Here is a 14450-nt window from a genome sequence, read left to right as displayed (position 1 = left end):
CCTACAGGTCGTCGACCAGGGCCGTGGACTTGGCGTAGGCCGTGGAGCGGGCCTCGAAGAAGTCCGTCTTCACCATGTTGGCGTTGGAGTACTGCCTGACCCAGGCCATGTCCTCCGGCTCGTGGCGCGCATCCTCGAAGAGGTAGCCGTAGCCCAGGGCGTTCCAGCGGAGGTTGCCCAGGTAGCGCACGTAGCCTTCCACCATGTCGCCCGTGAGGCCGGGAATCTGGTCGCCGATGACGTAGCGGCCCCAGGCGACCTCCTGGCGCACGCCCTCCTCGAGCATGGCGCGCAGCTCCGCGACAATCCGCTCGTCGAAGAGCTGCGGCTCCTCCTTCTGGAGCTCGCCGATGATGTTGCGGAAGAGCCAGAGATGGGTGTTCTCGTCGCGGTTGATGTAGCGGATCTCCTGGGCGCTGCCGGGCATCTTGCCGTTGCGAGCCAGGTTGTAGAAGAACATGAAGCCCGAGTAGAAGTACACGCCCTCGAGGATGTAGTTGGCCATGACCACGTGCAGGAAGGCACGCGCGTCCTGGTGCTCGACGAACTCGTTGTAGTTGTCGCCGATGAAGGTGTTGCGCCTCAGAAGGTGCTCGTCGTCGCGCCACTGGTAGAGGATCTGGTTGCGCTTCTCGGGCGAGCAGATCGTGTCGAGCATGTAGGAGTAGCTCTGGGAGTGCACGCACTCCTGGAAGGTCTGGATGCCCAGGCAGAGGTTGACCTCGTTTGCCGTGACGTACGCGCTCACGTTGGGGAGGTTGGCGCTCTGGAGGGAGTCCAGGAACACCAGGAAGCTCAGTATCTTGTCGTAGGCGCTGCGCTCTGCCTCGCTGAGGCGCGGGTAGTCCTTCACGTCCTGGGCCAGGTTGATCTCCTCCGGGACCCAGAAGTTGTTCATGGCCTGGCGGTACCAGTCGCTCACCCAGCCGTAGCGCATGTTGTTGAAGTCGTTGAGGTTGGTGGTGTTGCCGCCGATCATGCGGCGGTCGCGGACCTCGATGTCCCCCTGGGGATTGAAGAGCGCCTTGCGCACGAGGGCGCTGGACTTCTCTATGGCCATGGCCTGCCTTTCTGTTTGGCGTGACGAAGCGATGCTGGCGTAGCGAAGCGGCACGGCAAGAATATACGCCCCGGGCAACCCGTGAGTCTGACGGGGCGCGCCCACTACGACGAGCAGCTCTCGCACTCCTCCACCTCGAGGGACTTGGAGCGCACGTAGTAGACGGTCTTGACGCCGCGCTCCCAGGCCTCGACGTAGAGGGCGAGCACCTGCCTCATGGTGAACTCGTTGGTGATGTAGAGGTTCATGGACTGCGCCTGGTCGATGTGGCGCTGCCTCACGCCCGCCGCGCGCACCGACCAGCTCTGGTCGATGAGGTGGGCGGGCTTGTAGTACCAGTAGGTGCCCACGCTGAGCTCGGGGGCGATGCGCGGCAGCATCATGCCCTTCTTCTCCTCGAGGAAGAAGCGCCTCATGATGGGGTCCAGGCCCGCCGTGGTTCCCGAGAGGATCGAGGTCGAGCTGGTGGGGGCGACGGCCAGGAGGTAGGCGTTGCGCATGCCCTGCCCGGCCACGCGGGCGCGCAGCACGTCCCACTCGCCTCCGACGTAGCCGCGCTTGTCGAAGTAGGCGCCGGTCTGCCAGTCGGAGCCCTCGAAGAGCTCGTAGGCGCCCTTCTCCGCCGCGAGGTCGCTCGAGGCCTCGATGGCGTGGCGGTTGATGCGCTCGAAGACGTCGTCCACGAACTCCAGGTGCTCCTCGCTCTCCCACTTGATGTGGCACTTGGCCAGCATGTGGTGGTATCCGCTCACGCCCAAGCCGATGGAGCGGTAGCGGTGGTTGGTGATCCTCGCATAGGGCAGCGCGTAGAAGTTGAGGTCGATCACGTTGTCGAGCGCGCGCACCACGGAGCGCACGGTCTGCCCGAGCTCGGCGTCGTCCTCCACGTCGATGCGGCCGAGCGAGAGGGACGCGAGGTTGCAGACCACGAAGTCCCCCGGACGCGTGGTGCTCACCACCACGGTGTCTCCGTCCGAGGTGACGACCTCGCGCGAGACGGACTTCATGGCGGAGGTGTTCTGGGCGATCTCGCAGCAGAGGTTGGAGCAGTAGATCATGCCCGCGTGCGGGTTGGGGTTGGCCCGGTTCACCGTGTCGCGCATGAAGGCGAAGGGCGTGCCCGTCTCCACCGCGGAGCGCAGGATCAGGCGCACGACCTCGCGGATGGGCATGCTGCGCTTGGGGATGCGGGGGTCCGCCACGCAGTCGAGGTAGCGCCTCTCCCACTCGTCGCCGAAGTAGTCCTCGATGGCATAGCCCTTGACGGTCAGGACGTCATGCGGGTCCATGAGGTGCCACTCCTGCGACATGTCCTCCTTGGCCATCCTCCAGAAGAGGTCGGGGTAACAGACCGCGGGGAAGACGTCGTGGGCCTTCATGCGTTCGTCGCCGTTGTTGGTGCGCAGCTGCAGGAACTCCGGCAGATCGCGGTGCCAGGCATCAAGGTAGACCGCGACGGCGCCCGAGCGCACGCCCAGCTGGTCCACCGCCACGGCGGTGTCGTTGATCACGCGGATCCAGCGTACGACGCCGCCCGCGGCGCCCTTGTAGCCGCGGATCGACCCACCCGCCGCGCGCACCTTGCCCAGATACATGCCCATGCCGCCACCGTACTTCGAGACCTGCGCGAAGTTGTCGACCGAGCGGTAGATGCCCTCGAGGGAGTCCGGCACCGTGTCGATGAAGCAGCTCGAGAGCTGGTGCTGGGGCCTGCGCGCGTTGGAGAGCGTGGGCGTGGCCATGGTCACCTTGAGCTGGCTCAGCATGTCATAGAAGCGGGCGACCCACCCAAGCCGGACGCCGGGGTCCTCGCGCAGGGCCAGGTGCAGGGCGATGCCCAGGAACATCTCCTGCGGGGTCTCCAGCGCCTCCCCCTCGAAGGAGCGGATGACGTAGCGGCGCAGGACCAGGTCCATACCCGCGTAGTCAAAGAGGTCGTCACGGGAGTCGTCGATGAGCGCCTGGGCCTCGTCTATCTCTGCCCTGGTATAGCCCTCGAGGATGTATTCGCCATAGAGCCCGAGGTCGGTGAGAAGGCGCAGCTTGTCATAGAAGGAGCCCACGGAGCGACCCGCCATGAGGGCCGCGACCCTGCGGTGGTGTCCGTAGGCGAGGATGCGTGCGGCGACGTAGCTCCACTTGGGGGCGTCCTTGCTGGTGAGCTCCACCGCGGCACGCACCAGGGCGTCAAGGCGGCCGTCGGCATCGAGCTCGTCGGTGAGAAAGCCGCGGAAGCGGCCGAGGAGCGACGCCGTGGCGTACTCCTCGTCCAGGAAGTCGTGCTGGATGCGGGCGATCACGGGCGAGAGGCCCTCGTCAGCCACGAGCCGCACGATCTCCCGGCGCTGCTGGCGAAGCTCGCTGCGGCGGGAGCGGTACAGGATGTAGGCCTTGGCCTGCGCGAAGTGCCCCTCGCGCATGAGCGCCTCCTCGACGAGGTCCTGGACCTGCTCGACCGTGGTGGCGCCCTCCTCGGCCATGCGGGCCTCGACCGCGGTGACGAGGGCCTCGAGCTCGCCCCCGGCGAGCTGGGCCGACGTGGCGGCGAAGGCCTTCTGGATGGCGCGGCCGACCTTGGAGGGGTCGTATTCCTCCGTCGAGCCGTTTCTCTTGACTATCTGCATCGTTGCTCCCGTTGTTGCGGCGCAAATGGGGCGTGCGCGATTAATTGACCCAGTGACAATAGCATATCTTGGCCCCAGGACATGCGAGCGCATGCAACATCTCGTTGCTGATTTTGTGCCACGCACAATATGTTGGTGAAAACAGCAATTCAAAGACCAGCTAGGGGCCTGCCAGGACGGACGCGCCGCGACGTGGGAGGCTAGTTCGGGTCGCGCGTTGGTGCGCGTCCGCACGGCCCGTTGCGGCAGCCTCTCGCGCAAATGGCATGTGGCTTGCGCGGGAAAGACGCATAACACCAGGTCGTTGGGAATTGGCGCGCAGACCACGAGCAGCTTGTGCGTGACATATGCGATGCACGACCCCCGCCCCGTGCCATGCGGAGTCGTACACAATCGGCATATCCACACAACTGAAAAATACGTGTGGCTCTTACGCACAAAAGCGCAGGTCAAGGGCATTCGACCATGCCGCTGCTAGAATGTTCAGCCTAAGCCTATCGAAAGGACATCGCCATGAAGCATGCCCCCGGCACAAGCGTCGCGCTTGCAGCGGCATCCGCCTGCCTCGCGCTCGCAATCGGGATGGCAGCGGCCTCCCCCGCCCTCGCGCAGAACTCCGGCGCCTCCATCGACATGCAGCGCCTCTACAACCCCAACTCGGGCGAGCACTTCTACACCGCAGACACCTCCGAGGCCAGCGGGCTCGTCAGCCTGGGATGGCGCCACGAGGGCTCCGGCTGGGTGGCGCCCCAGAAGTCTTCGACGCCGGTCTATCGCCTCTACAACCCCAACGCGGGCGACCATCACTACACGACAAGCGTCGAGGAGAGGGACGTCCTGGTCGAGAAGGGCTGGAACTACGAGGGAGTGGGCTGGTACTCCAGCGACAACAAGTCCGTCGCCGTCCTGCGCCAGTACAACCCCAACGCAAAGGCGGGCGCACACAACTTCACGACCAGCAGCGCCGAGAACGACAACCTGGTCAATGCCGGCTGGAAAGCCGAGGGCGTGGCCTGGTACGCCGTGGCCGAGGGGAAGCCCGCCGTCGACGGGGCCATCATGGGGGTGAGCACCACGACGCCTGCGGGAATGGCTGCGTATTACCGCGCCATGGGCAAGAAGAACGGCTTTAGCTACCCCTCAGAGGTTGAGTCAAAGGGTGGAGCAGCCACCATCGAGACCTTCGCCCAAATCGTCTATGAGGAGGCGAACGCCGAGGGCATTCGTGCCGAAGTGGTCTTCTGTCAAGCCATGCACGAGACTGGCTGGCTCCAATATGGCGGTGACGTCAGCCCCGACCAGTTCAACTATGCGGGGTTAGGTGCCACGGGCAATGGCGAACCGGGCAATCGTTTTTGTGATGTTCGAACTGGCGTCAGAGCCCAGGTACAGCACCTCAAGGCCTATGCCTCCAATGCGCCTTTGATAAATGAATGCGTAGACAAACGCTTCAAATACGTGAAGCCTCGCGGCGTCGCGCCAACAGTCAACGACCTCACCGGAAAGTGGGCAGTTCCTGGAGTAAAGGACGGGGTAACCTACGGCGGACAGATCGCCTCGCTCATGAACGAGCTCGCCAACTACAAGGCTTAGCGGCTTGACGCCAGGACTGCTGGCGCCGACGACGAAACGGATGGTTAGATGGAACTGAGCAAGAAGAGAAGAAGGGCCCTCCTCGCCCTGGCACTCACGGTCGTGCTGGGCATGGGCGTGACGCCCGCCTGGGCGGGCGAGCCCACGGAGGGACAGAACGTGGTAGCTGGGGAGACTACGGCCGAGCAGGCGGAGACGTCCGCGCCCATGCTGGATGCGGAGGTCGCAGAGGAGGCTGCGGCTCCGCAGGAGCTTGCGCTTCCCGCCCAGGAGGCGCCTCTCCCCGAGGAAGCCAAGTCGCCCGCCCCTGCCGACGAGAACGAGGCACAGGCAACGGACGCCGAGGTAGGCTCCGCGCCCGCAGGCGACGGGACGAAGACCGACCAGCAGGAGGCGACCAAAGCGGAGCCCACCACCAAAGCCGCCGAGCAGACGCCCGCCTCCGGCGATGGCGCTGATGACGACAGTGGCTCGACCATGACCGAGCTCGAGGAGCTCTCCAAGACCACGGACGTGGACGAGCTCGTGGCGAGCAAGGCGCAGGTCGTGCGCGACGAGGTGCCCCTGCAGCTTCGCAAGCTCGCCAAGACCGCATCCGTCAAGTCGATCGAGATGATGCGCCTCTACAACCCCAACTCGGGCGAGCACTTCTACACCAGCAACGCGGAGGAGGTGGCGAACCTGCGCTCCCTGGGATGGAGGCTCGAATCCGTCGGCTGGGTCGCGCCAGAGACCTCAAACGTCCCGGTCTATCGCCTCTACAACCCCAACGCGGGCGACCACCACTACACCACCAGCGCCGAAGAGCGCGACGACCTTGTCAGGCTGGGATGGCACGACGAGGGCATAGGCTGGTACTCGGACTCCGGCGAGACCGTCGCGCTGCTGCGCCAGTACAACCCCAACGCCAAGGCGGGCGCTCACAACTTCACGACCAGCGAGGAAGAGAACGACAGCCTGGTCAGGCTGGGCTGGCGCGCCGAGGGCATCGGCTGGTACGCACTGGCGGCCGGCTACGCCATCGATCCCAAGGAGACGAGCTACATCTATCTGGATGCCGGGCACGGTTGGAGTAGCGGAGCTTGGGACTCTGGCGCCGTTGGCAACGGCTACCAGGAGGCGGAGCTCACGGCCGACCTCACGGCTCGCATGGCCAAGTACGCACGCGAGGTCTATGGCTTGAACGTCTTCGAGAGCACCAGCGAGGGCACGAGCCGCCCCGACTACAGAGGCCGACAGGCAGACGCCAAGAGTCGCGGCTGCACCTCCCTGGTCTCCATCCACTTCAACGCCAGCGATGGATCAGGCGCCTCTGGCTACGAGAGCTACCGCCACGAGAGCGTGCCCAACCCGCGTTCCGCCCGACTCCAGTCCATCATGCACGCGCAGCTCGCCTCCACGGGCCTGCTCAATAGGGGCATGAAGAGTGCAAAATACGCTGTGGTGAGCGGCCGCGACGGCGGCCTTCCCGCGACCTTGCTCGAGATCTGCTTCATCGACAACCCCTACGATATTCGCCAGTACATGGCAAACCGGGACAAGGTCGCACGCGCCCTCGCCAAGGGCCTTTACGAGGCCGCGCAGGCCGGCTTCTGATCGACCAGCCCAAACCGAACGCCCAAGGAGGACACGGATGAGAAGGAACGTGCTCGCGCCCCACGCCGCCAGCATCGCCCTGGCGGGACTGTTGGCCCTGAGCCCCCTGACACTCGCAGGCTGCGACCAGCAGCAGCCTACGACGCCCGCCGAAAGTGACGCCCAGCAGACGGAATCCAAGGACTCCAAAGCGACGGACGGAAAAGACGGCTCGGCTGCCAGCGACGAGGGCAAGGACGCCCAGGCCACCGTCACGGCAGACATGGGCAAGGGAGACACGCTCGTGTCTCTCACCAACTCCCTCGGCTTCGACATCAGCTCCGTCGCCGTCAAGGACGCCACCGCCCAGGACTTCGACGCGACGAACAGCTTCGACGGGGTCGACCTCGCGGACGGCGGCACCAAGACCCTCGCCTACGAATCGGTCCAGGGGGCCAGCGGCTACGACCTCAGGCTCGGCGTCGGCCCCGACAGCTACTTCCTCGTCAGGGACGTTGACCTTGCAAACGCCAAGGACGTGAGACTCCTCATGGACGAGGGCGTGGCCTACGTGAGCTACACCGACGCCACGACCGGCGAGGAGAGGAACAACCACGACGGGGCCGTCGCCGCCGCGATGGACCCCGACCTCCCGACCTACGACAAGGAGACCCAGAGGGACTAGCCCCCCTAGCGCTCGCGCGCAAACCAAGGGAGGCCTGCGCACGATTCCGCGAAAGGCCTGCTCGTGTCGAGGGGCCGCGCAAAACAGGAATGGGCTGCGCGGCCCCTCCTGCTACCGTCTGCCCGTTTGGGGCCCCAGCTCGGACCCCAGCCTTCCCCTCGGCTAGTACACTTGCAACTCGAGTCCGTATTTCCCGACCGCCCCGGAGGTCACATGAGCGCAAACCTCAGCAAGATCAAGTACGTCGCCATCGCCGCCATCGCACTGGGCGCCATGGGTCTCTTCCTGGCTGTCCTCTCGCTCACCCAGACGCCGCTGCTCGCGGCCCGATGGGCGTTTGCGGTGGGGTCCGCCAGCTCCATCGTGCTGGGCATCCACTGCCTCACGATGCTGGGTGGCGTCGCCGTGGGGCAGCGCGTGCGCGATGCGGCCTCCATCTCGCTGCTTGTGAGCCTCTTCTGCTCCTTCGTCGTGGTGGTCCCGCCCCAGAAGGCGCCGCGCCTCCCCCTGCACCTGCTGCTCATCATGCTCGTCATGACGGCAGCGCTCGTGCTCTATTCCACCGGCCGCGACACCGCGGCGCTCGAGCGCATCGGCAGCAGGAAGAAGAAGGCAAAATAGCAGTAGATTAGTCGCAATTCGAGGCATAGCGCCCACTCCAGAGGGGTAGCCTGTAGCGGGGTCCATCGGGCCCCGCTCATCTTGCACGCGCCATCCGTCAGGAGCACTCACATGCCAGAGGTAGCACAGGGGCTCGCCATCCCCTTCGCCGGAACAACGCTGGGCGCCGCCATGGTCTTCTTCGCCCGCAGGCAGATGGGACGGGAGGTGCAGAGGGCGCTCACCGGCTTCGCCGCCGGCGTCATGGTGGCGGCCTCCATCTGGAGCCTCATCATCCCCGCCATCGACGACTCCGCCAGCCTGGGCAGCTTCGCCTTCATGCCCGCCCTCGTGGGCTTCTGGGCGGGGACCCTCTTCCTGCTGCTGCTCGACAGCATCCTCCCCCACCTGCACCTTGGAGCGAAGGACGACGAGCCGGAGGGCATCAGGACCCGCCTGCAGCGCACCACCCTCATGGTGCTCGCCGTCACCATCCACAACATTCCCGAGGGCATGGCCGTCGGCGTCGTGTACGCGGGCTGGCTCACCGGCAACTCCGGCATAACGCTCGCCGGCGCGCTCGCGCTCTCGCTGGGCATCGCCATCCAGAACTTCCCCGAGGGCGCCATCATCTCGCTGCCGCTGCGCGCCGAGGGCGCCAGCAAGGGCCGCGCCTTCCTGGGAGGATTCCTCTCGGGCGTGGTCGAGCCCATCGGCGCCGTCCTCACCATCATGGCCGCGCGCCAGGTCGTGCCCCTCCTCCCCTACCTCCTGAGCTTCGCCGCGGGAGCCATGATGTACGTCGTGGTGGAGGAGCTCATCCCCGAGATGAGCGAGGGGGAGCACTCCAACGTGGGCGTGCTCATGTTCGCCCTCGGCTTCACCGTCATGATGACCCTGGACGTGGCCCTGGGCTAGGAAAGGGGCATCGTCGGGCGAGAGGGACGTCCCGCCTCGACCCGAAGGGCGTCACCTCGCAGAGCTGCCCCCGTGGCCCTAAGGCTACGGGGGCAGTCGCATGCCCGGGGTTTGGCGGGCGGTACGCGGTCCCTGGCCCTACNCTTGCGGTCGTCCACCACGACCTCGACCCCGCGGGCGACGAGCTCGCCGGCAAGGCGGTCTGCGACGGGCCAGACCAGCCCGTCGTGCACGTCCAGGGGGATGACCTCGACCTCGTAGGGGGCGACGGAGACGGGCCAGCAGATGCCGTGCTCGTCGCGGTGCTGCTCGACGACGGCAGCCAGGGTGCGCGACACGCCGATGCCATAGCAGCCCATGAGGAAGGGCCTCTCCCTGCCGTCCTCGTCCGTGAAGGTGGCGCCCATCGCCTCGGAGTACTTGGTGCCCAGCTGGAAGACCTGGCTCACCTCGATGCCGCGGGCAGACTTGAGCGCCGCGCCGCAGCGCGGGCAGGCGTCGCCCTCCTGGGCGCTCGCGAGGTCGAGCCACTCGTCCACCTCGAAGTCGCGGCCGGGACGCGCGCCCAGGAGGTGCTGGCCCTCCTCGTTGGCGCCGACGACCCAGCTTGTGGAGTCGCGCAGGGCGACGTCGGCCACCACGCGGACGCCCTCGGCCACGCCGACGGGGCCCATGAAGCCCGCCACCAGGCCCGCACGGGCGAGGTCCCCCGGCTCCATCATGTGGTAGTGGCCGAAGGCGTGCTCGGCCTTGACCTCGTTGAGCTCGTGGTCTCCGGGGAGGACGGCCAGGACCAGGCTCCCGTCCTCCGCCTGGAGGGCGACGGACTTGCGGCAGGCCGCCTCCTCGACGCCGAGGAAGGCCGCGAGGGCCGAGATGTTGCCCTCGATGGGCGTGGCGACCTTCTGGAGCCCGCCGTCCCCCGGACCCTCGAGGACGCGGACCTGCGCCGTGGCCGCCTCGGTGTCCGCGGCGAAGCCGCAGGCGTCGCAGTACACGAGCTCGGCCTCGCCGGCGTCCGCCAGGGCCATGAACTCGACGGAGGTGTCCCCGCCGATCTGGCCGGAGTCGGCTACGACGGGGAGGGCGCGCAGCCCGCAGCGCTCGCAGACGTTGGCGTAGGCGGCCTTCTCCTGGTCATAGCACTCCTGCAGCGACTCCTGGGTCGCGCTGAAGGAGTAGGCGTCCTTCATGATGAACTCGCGACCGCGCATGAGGCCGAAGCGGGGCCGAAGCTCGTCACGGAACTTGTCCTGGATCTGGTACAGGGTGACGGGGAGCTGCTTGTAGGAGCGCAGCTCGTCGCGGACGAGGTCGGTGAAGGTCTCCTCGTGGGTGGGACCCAGGGCGAAGCCGCGGTCGTGGCGGTCGGTGATGCGCATGAGCTCGGGGCCGTAGGCGGCCCAGCGGCCGGACTGGCGCCAGAGCTCGCCGTCGGTGAGGATGGGCACCTGCATCTCCTGTGCGCCGATGGCCTCCATCTCGTCGCGGATGATGGCCTCGATCTTGCGGAGGGACCTCCATGCCAGGGGGAGGTAGCTGTAGAGCCCCGCCGCGCCCTTGCGTATCATGCCCGCGCGCAGGAGCAGGCGATGGCTGGCCAGCTCGGCGTCCGCCGGGTCCTCCTTCAGGGTGGGCGCGTACAGCCTCGACATCTTCTCGTAGCTTCTCAACCTGCGTTCCTTCCTTGCTTGCCCTTGCTCCGGACGCGTCCGGACGAGTCGACCAGAACATGATACGCCCCACGAGGGGCAACGTCCCTAGGCCTTGCTGCCGTAGCGCTCCTCGATCTCTCGGAAGAGCTCGTCGACGATCTGGCCCTCGGGCACCTTGCGGATGGGCTCGCCGTTCTGGAAGAGGAGCCCCTGGCCCCTGCCGCAGGCGACGCCCAGGTCGGCGTCGCGCGCCTCGCCGGGGCCGTTCACGACGCAGCCCATGACGGCGACCGAGATGGGGGCCTCGACCCCCTGGAGCCGCTCCGAGACCCGCTCGGCCATGCCGATGAGGTCCACCTGGCAGCGGCCGCAGGTGGGGCAGGACACGAGCTCGGGGTGGAGCCTGCGCATGCCAAGGGCCGAGAGCAGATCCCAGGCGACGCGCACCTCCTCGACGGGGTCCGCGGTGAGCGAGAGCCTGAGCGTGTCGCCGATGCCCTGCTCGAGCAGGATCCCCACGCCGGCGCAGTTCTTGACCGTGCCCTGCCGGAGCGTGCCGGCCTCGGTCACGCCCACGTGGAGCGGCACGTGGGGCAGCCTGCGCGAGAGCTCGCGGTAGGTGGCGAGCGTCGTGGGGACGGAGTGCGCCTTGGCGGAGAGGACCACGTCCCTGAAGCCGCGCTCCTCGAAGTGGCGCACGAAGGCCTCCGCCGAGGCGACGAGCTTCTGGGGCAGGCTGAGGTCGCGCCTCTGGTCGACCTCGCGGTCGAGAGAGCCCGCGTTGACGCCGATGCGGATGGGGATGCCCGCCGAACCCGCCTCTTCGATCACCGCGTCCACGCGCTCGAAGGAGCCGATGTTTCCCGGGTTGATGCGCAGTGCCGCGGCACCCCTCCTGCAGGCCTCGATGGCGAGCCTGTGGTCGAAGTGGATGTCCGCCACGACGGGAAGGGGGCTCATCGCGCAGACCTCGCCGAAGCCGTCGAGCGCGCCGGCGTTGGGGATGGCCACGCGGATGATCTCGCAGCCCTCGGCGGCGAGGCCCCCTATCTGTGACAGCGTGGCGGCGGGGTCCGAGGTCTTCGTGGTGCACATCGACTGCACCGAGACGGGGGCACCCCCTCCCACGGGGACCCCTCCCACCATGACCCGGCGCGTGAGCTCGCGGGCGGCGCGCGGCTTGGCGCCAGCCCGTCCTTCCGTGGTGTCGGCCGACCCTTCCGTGACTCTCTCTTCCATGGCTTGCCACCTATCCTATGACGAGGCGGGTGATGTCGTTCTTGAGCGCGAAGACGAAGATGACGAGGAACACCGCGATGCCCAGGTAGCCCACGACCGTCTGCGCGCGGGACGAGAGCTCGCGCCTGAGCGTGGCCTGTACCAGCTCGACGAGCACCTTCCCCCCGTCGAGCGGCGGGATGGGCAGGAGGTTCATGAAGCCCAGCGACATGGAGATCATGGCCACGAAGAGGGCGAGGTCATAGGCCCCCGAGGAAGCCGCCTGGGACGCCATGGCCGATATGCCCACCACCGAGGAGGTACCCTGCAGGGTCTGCATCGTCCGGGCGGGCGTGATGAGGTCGAGCGCGAAGCGGGCGACCGCGCGCCCGTACGAGAGGGCCGCCAGGGCGGACTGGCCCACCCCGAGCCTGACGCGCTGGGTCTGGGCGAGGACACCGAGGCTGCCCAGCCCCTCCCCGACCTCGACCCTGACGGTGGAGGTCCTCCCGTCGCGCAGGTAGCTCAGGCTGAAGTCCTCCTTCGCTCCCAAGGCGGCGTCCAAGGCGGCGGAGAGGGACCTCCAGTCGCTCACGGGAGTCCCTGCCACGTCCACGATCGCGTCACCTCCCCTGAGGCCCACGGCCTCGGCGGCGGAGCCCGCGGTGACCCCTGCGATCTGGTTGGAGTCCACCACGCCCTCGACCCCCACGAGCGAGAGGGCGACGGTGATGACGAGGAAGGCCAGCAGAAGGTTGACGAGGGGGCCTGCGACGAGCGTGGCCAGGCGGGCGAGAAGCCCCTTGCCGTGATATGTGCGGGAGAGCTCGCTTGCGAGGAAGGCCTCCGCGTCGTCGACGGGACGCGCCTCTCCCTCGCCCGTCGTGCCCACCGCCTCGAAGTCGTGCCCGCGGTCGAACTGGGTGAGGAGCATGGCGTCGCGGCGCTGGGTCTGGAATCTCTGCGGCCAGTCCGCCTGGCCGGGCCTCTCGCCCAGCTCCGGGTCATAGAGGGGGGCGATGGCGGCGAGGTCCGCGAGCGATCCCAGGAGGGCGTAGGCGCGGTCCTCCTCGATGGCCAGCTCCTCCGCCACCTCCCTCGCGCTGACCCTGCCCCGCCGCTGCACCAGGGAGAGGCAGGGGGCCAGGAGCTCGTCTTCCAGGGGCTCCATGCCGCAGATCCTCGTGTAGCCGCCCAGCAGGAGCGGGGTCACGCCGAACTCGCAGCCGATGCGCGGCGAGCGCCACGAGAGCCTCCAGCGGCTGGGCATGCCGAGGAAGAACTCCGTCACGCGCATGCCGCAGGCGCGCGCGGCGAGGAAGTGCCCTCCCTCGTGGACGAACACGAGGAGCGAGAGCACGAGGACGCCCCAGAACGCGGACGAGAGGACCCCGACGCCGGCGCTCATCGCAAGCCCTCCAGGACGCGGTGCGCGGACGCGCGGGACGCGCGGTCGACCTCCTCGAGCTGCTCGACGCTCTGGACGGGCTGGACGCTGGCAGCGTCCATGACCTCGCGGACCACGCGCTCGATGTCGAGGAAGCCGCACTCGTCCCTGCGGAAGGCGAGGTTGGCGACCTCGTTGGCCGCGTTCATGACGCAGGGGAGCGTGCCTCCCGCGCGTCCCGCGCGACGGGCGAGGCCCAGGCAGCCGAAGGCCCCCTCGTCGGGACGGGAGAAGCTGAGGTCGGGAAGGTCGCGGTACTCCACGCGGTCCGAGGGCGTCTCCCAGCGCTCGGGGTAGCTGAGGGCGTACTGTATGGGAATGCGCATGTCGGAGGGGCCGAGCTGGGCCTTCACGACGCCATCCGAGAACTCGACCATGGAGTGGATCGTGCTCTGGCGGTGGACCAGGACGTTGACGTCGTCCACGTCGACGTCGAAGAGGTGGTGGGCCTCCAGGACCTCGAGGCCCTTGTTCATCAGAGTGGCCGAGTCGATGGTGATCTTGGGCCCCATGGACCAGGTGGGGTGCTTGAGGGCGTCCGCCGCCGTGACCTTGGCCAGCTCGTCGCGGCCCATGCCGAAGAAGGGGCCGCCCGAGCAGGTGAGCCAGACCTTGTGGACGTCGCACCTGCGCTCCCCCACGAGGCACTGGTAGATGGCGCTGTGCTCGGAGTCTATGGGAAGGAGACGGCCGGGCTGGGCGAGCGGCATGAGGAGGTCGCCCCCCACGACGAGGGACTCCTTGTTCGCGTAGGTCAGGATCTTGTGCGCCCTGAGCGACTCGTGCCCCAGGCGGATGCCGGCGAAGCCCACGAGGGCGTTCACCACCACGTCCACGTCGTCGAGCCAGGCGACCTCCTCGAGGGAGCGGCCGCCCACGCGGAGCTCGCAGCCCCGGGGCAGGCCCTCGAGCGACGCGTCATGGGCGTGGCCCTCGTCGCTCACGTACACGTGCGAGGCGCCGAACTCGCGGGCGGCGCGGACGGCCAGGTCGCAGGACGAGTGGACGGAGAGCGCGGTCACGCGCAGCTTGTCGGGATGCTTGCGGCACACGTCGAGGGTCTGGGTCCCGATGG

The 14450-nt window shown here is 67.6% G+C and carries 10 protein-coding genes and 1 pseudogene; 5 read left to right on the top strand and 6 right to left on the bottom strand.

The window, feature by feature from the left end; all coding sequences use genetic code 11:
* Window position 1 precedes the first annotated feature (1 nt).
* Together BQ7388_RS01340 and BQ7388_RS01335 are read right to left on the bottom strand one after the other, a co-directional pair.
* A complete protein-coding gene (locus tag BQ7388_RS01340) occupies window positions 2-1060 on the bottom strand; it encodes a ribonucleotide-diphosphate reductase subunit beta (RefSeq protein ID WP_062531142.1) in 1059 nt (352 codons plus the stop codon).
* A 104-nt stretch (window positions 1061-1164) separates the two neighbouring features.
* Window positions 1165-3684, bottom strand: coding sequence for a ribonucleoside-diphosphate reductase subunit alpha (locus tag BQ7388_RS01335; protein WP_072499588.1), 2520 nt, complete (start codon window positions 3682-3684; stop codon window positions 1165-1167).
* Window positions 3685-4197: 513 nt separating this feature from the next.
* Between BQ7388_RS01335 and BQ7388_RS12560 the strand changes: the two genes are divergently transcribed.
* The 5 genes from BQ7388_RS12560 (at window position 4198) to BQ7388_RS01310 (ending at window position 9055) form a co-directional block, all read left to right on the top strand.
* Entirely contained in the window at window positions 4198-5277 is a 1080-nt protein-coding gene (locus tag BQ7388_RS12560; RefSeq protein ID WP_072499587.1) for a glucosaminidase domain-containing protein, read from the top strand.
* A 48-nt stretch (window positions 5278-5325) separates the two neighbouring features.
* Window positions 5326-6873, top strand: a complete 1548-nt coding sequence (locus BQ7388_RS01325) for an N-acetylmuramoyl-L-alanine amidase (RefSeq protein WP_072499586.1) — start codon at window positions 5326-5328, stop codon at window positions 6871-6873.
* A gap of 37 nt (window positions 6874-6910) precedes the next feature.
* A complete protein-coding gene (locus BQ7388_RS01320; protein ID WP_072499585.1) occupies window positions 6911-7537 on the top strand; it encodes a hypothetical protein in 627 nt (208 codons plus the stop codon).
* A 213-nt stretch (window positions 7538-7750) separates the two neighbouring features.
* Window positions 7751-8158: a hypothetical protein gene (locus BQ7388_RS01315; protein ID WP_072499584.1), complete on the top strand. Its 408-nt coding sequence runs from the start codon at window positions 7751-7753 to the stop codon at window positions 8156-8158.
* Between the two features lie 111 nt (window positions 8159-8269).
* Window positions 8270-9055: a ZIP family metal transporter gene (locus BQ7388_RS01310; protein WP_009279205.1), complete on the top strand. Its 786-nt coding sequence runs from the start codon at window positions 8270-8272 to the stop codon at window positions 9053-9055.
* A gap of 137 nt (window positions 9056-9192) precedes the next feature.
* Here BQ7388_RS01310 and BQ7388_RS01305 read toward each other — a convergent pair.
* The 4 genes and pseudogenes from BQ7388_RS01305 to dxr all read right to left on the bottom strand — a co-directional run.
* Window positions 9193-10728 (bottom strand): annotated as a pseudogene (locus tag BQ7388_RS01305) (proline--tRNA ligase); the annotation flags it as partial.
* Between the two features lie 87 nt (window positions 10729-10815).
* Window positions 10816-11949, bottom strand: coding sequence for a flavodoxin-dependent (E)-4-hydroxy-3-methylbut-2-enyl-diphosphate synthase (gene ispG / locus BQ7388_RS01300; RefSeq protein WP_072499583.1), 1134 nt, complete (start codon window positions 11947-11949; stop codon window positions 10816-10818).
* A gap of 10 nt (window positions 11950-11959) precedes the next feature.
* Complete coding sequence (locus BQ7388_RS01295; protein WP_072499582.1) at window positions 11960-13336, bottom strand: site-2 protease family protein; 1377 nt, start codon at window positions 13334-13336, stop codon at window positions 11960-11962.
* Window positions 13333-14448, bottom strand: a complete 1116-nt coding sequence (gene dxr, locus BQ7388_RS01290; RefSeq protein WP_234946750.1) for a 1-deoxy-D-xylulose-5-phosphate reductoisomerase — start codon at window positions 14446-14448, stop codon at window positions 13333-13335. The genes BQ7388_RS01295 and dxr overlap by 4 nt, the downstream gene beginning before the upstream one ends.
* Window positions 14449-14450: the final 2 nt, after the last annotated feature.

This window comes from Olsenella phocaeensis (assembly GCF_900120385.1).
GTDB classification, from domain to species: Bacteria; Actinomycetota; Coriobacteriia; order Coriobacteriales; family Atopobiaceae; genus Olsenella_I; species Olsenella_I phocaeensis.
Note: the sequence above shows the minus strand (reverse complement) of the source record. Positions and strands in the feature narration are given on the sequence as shown.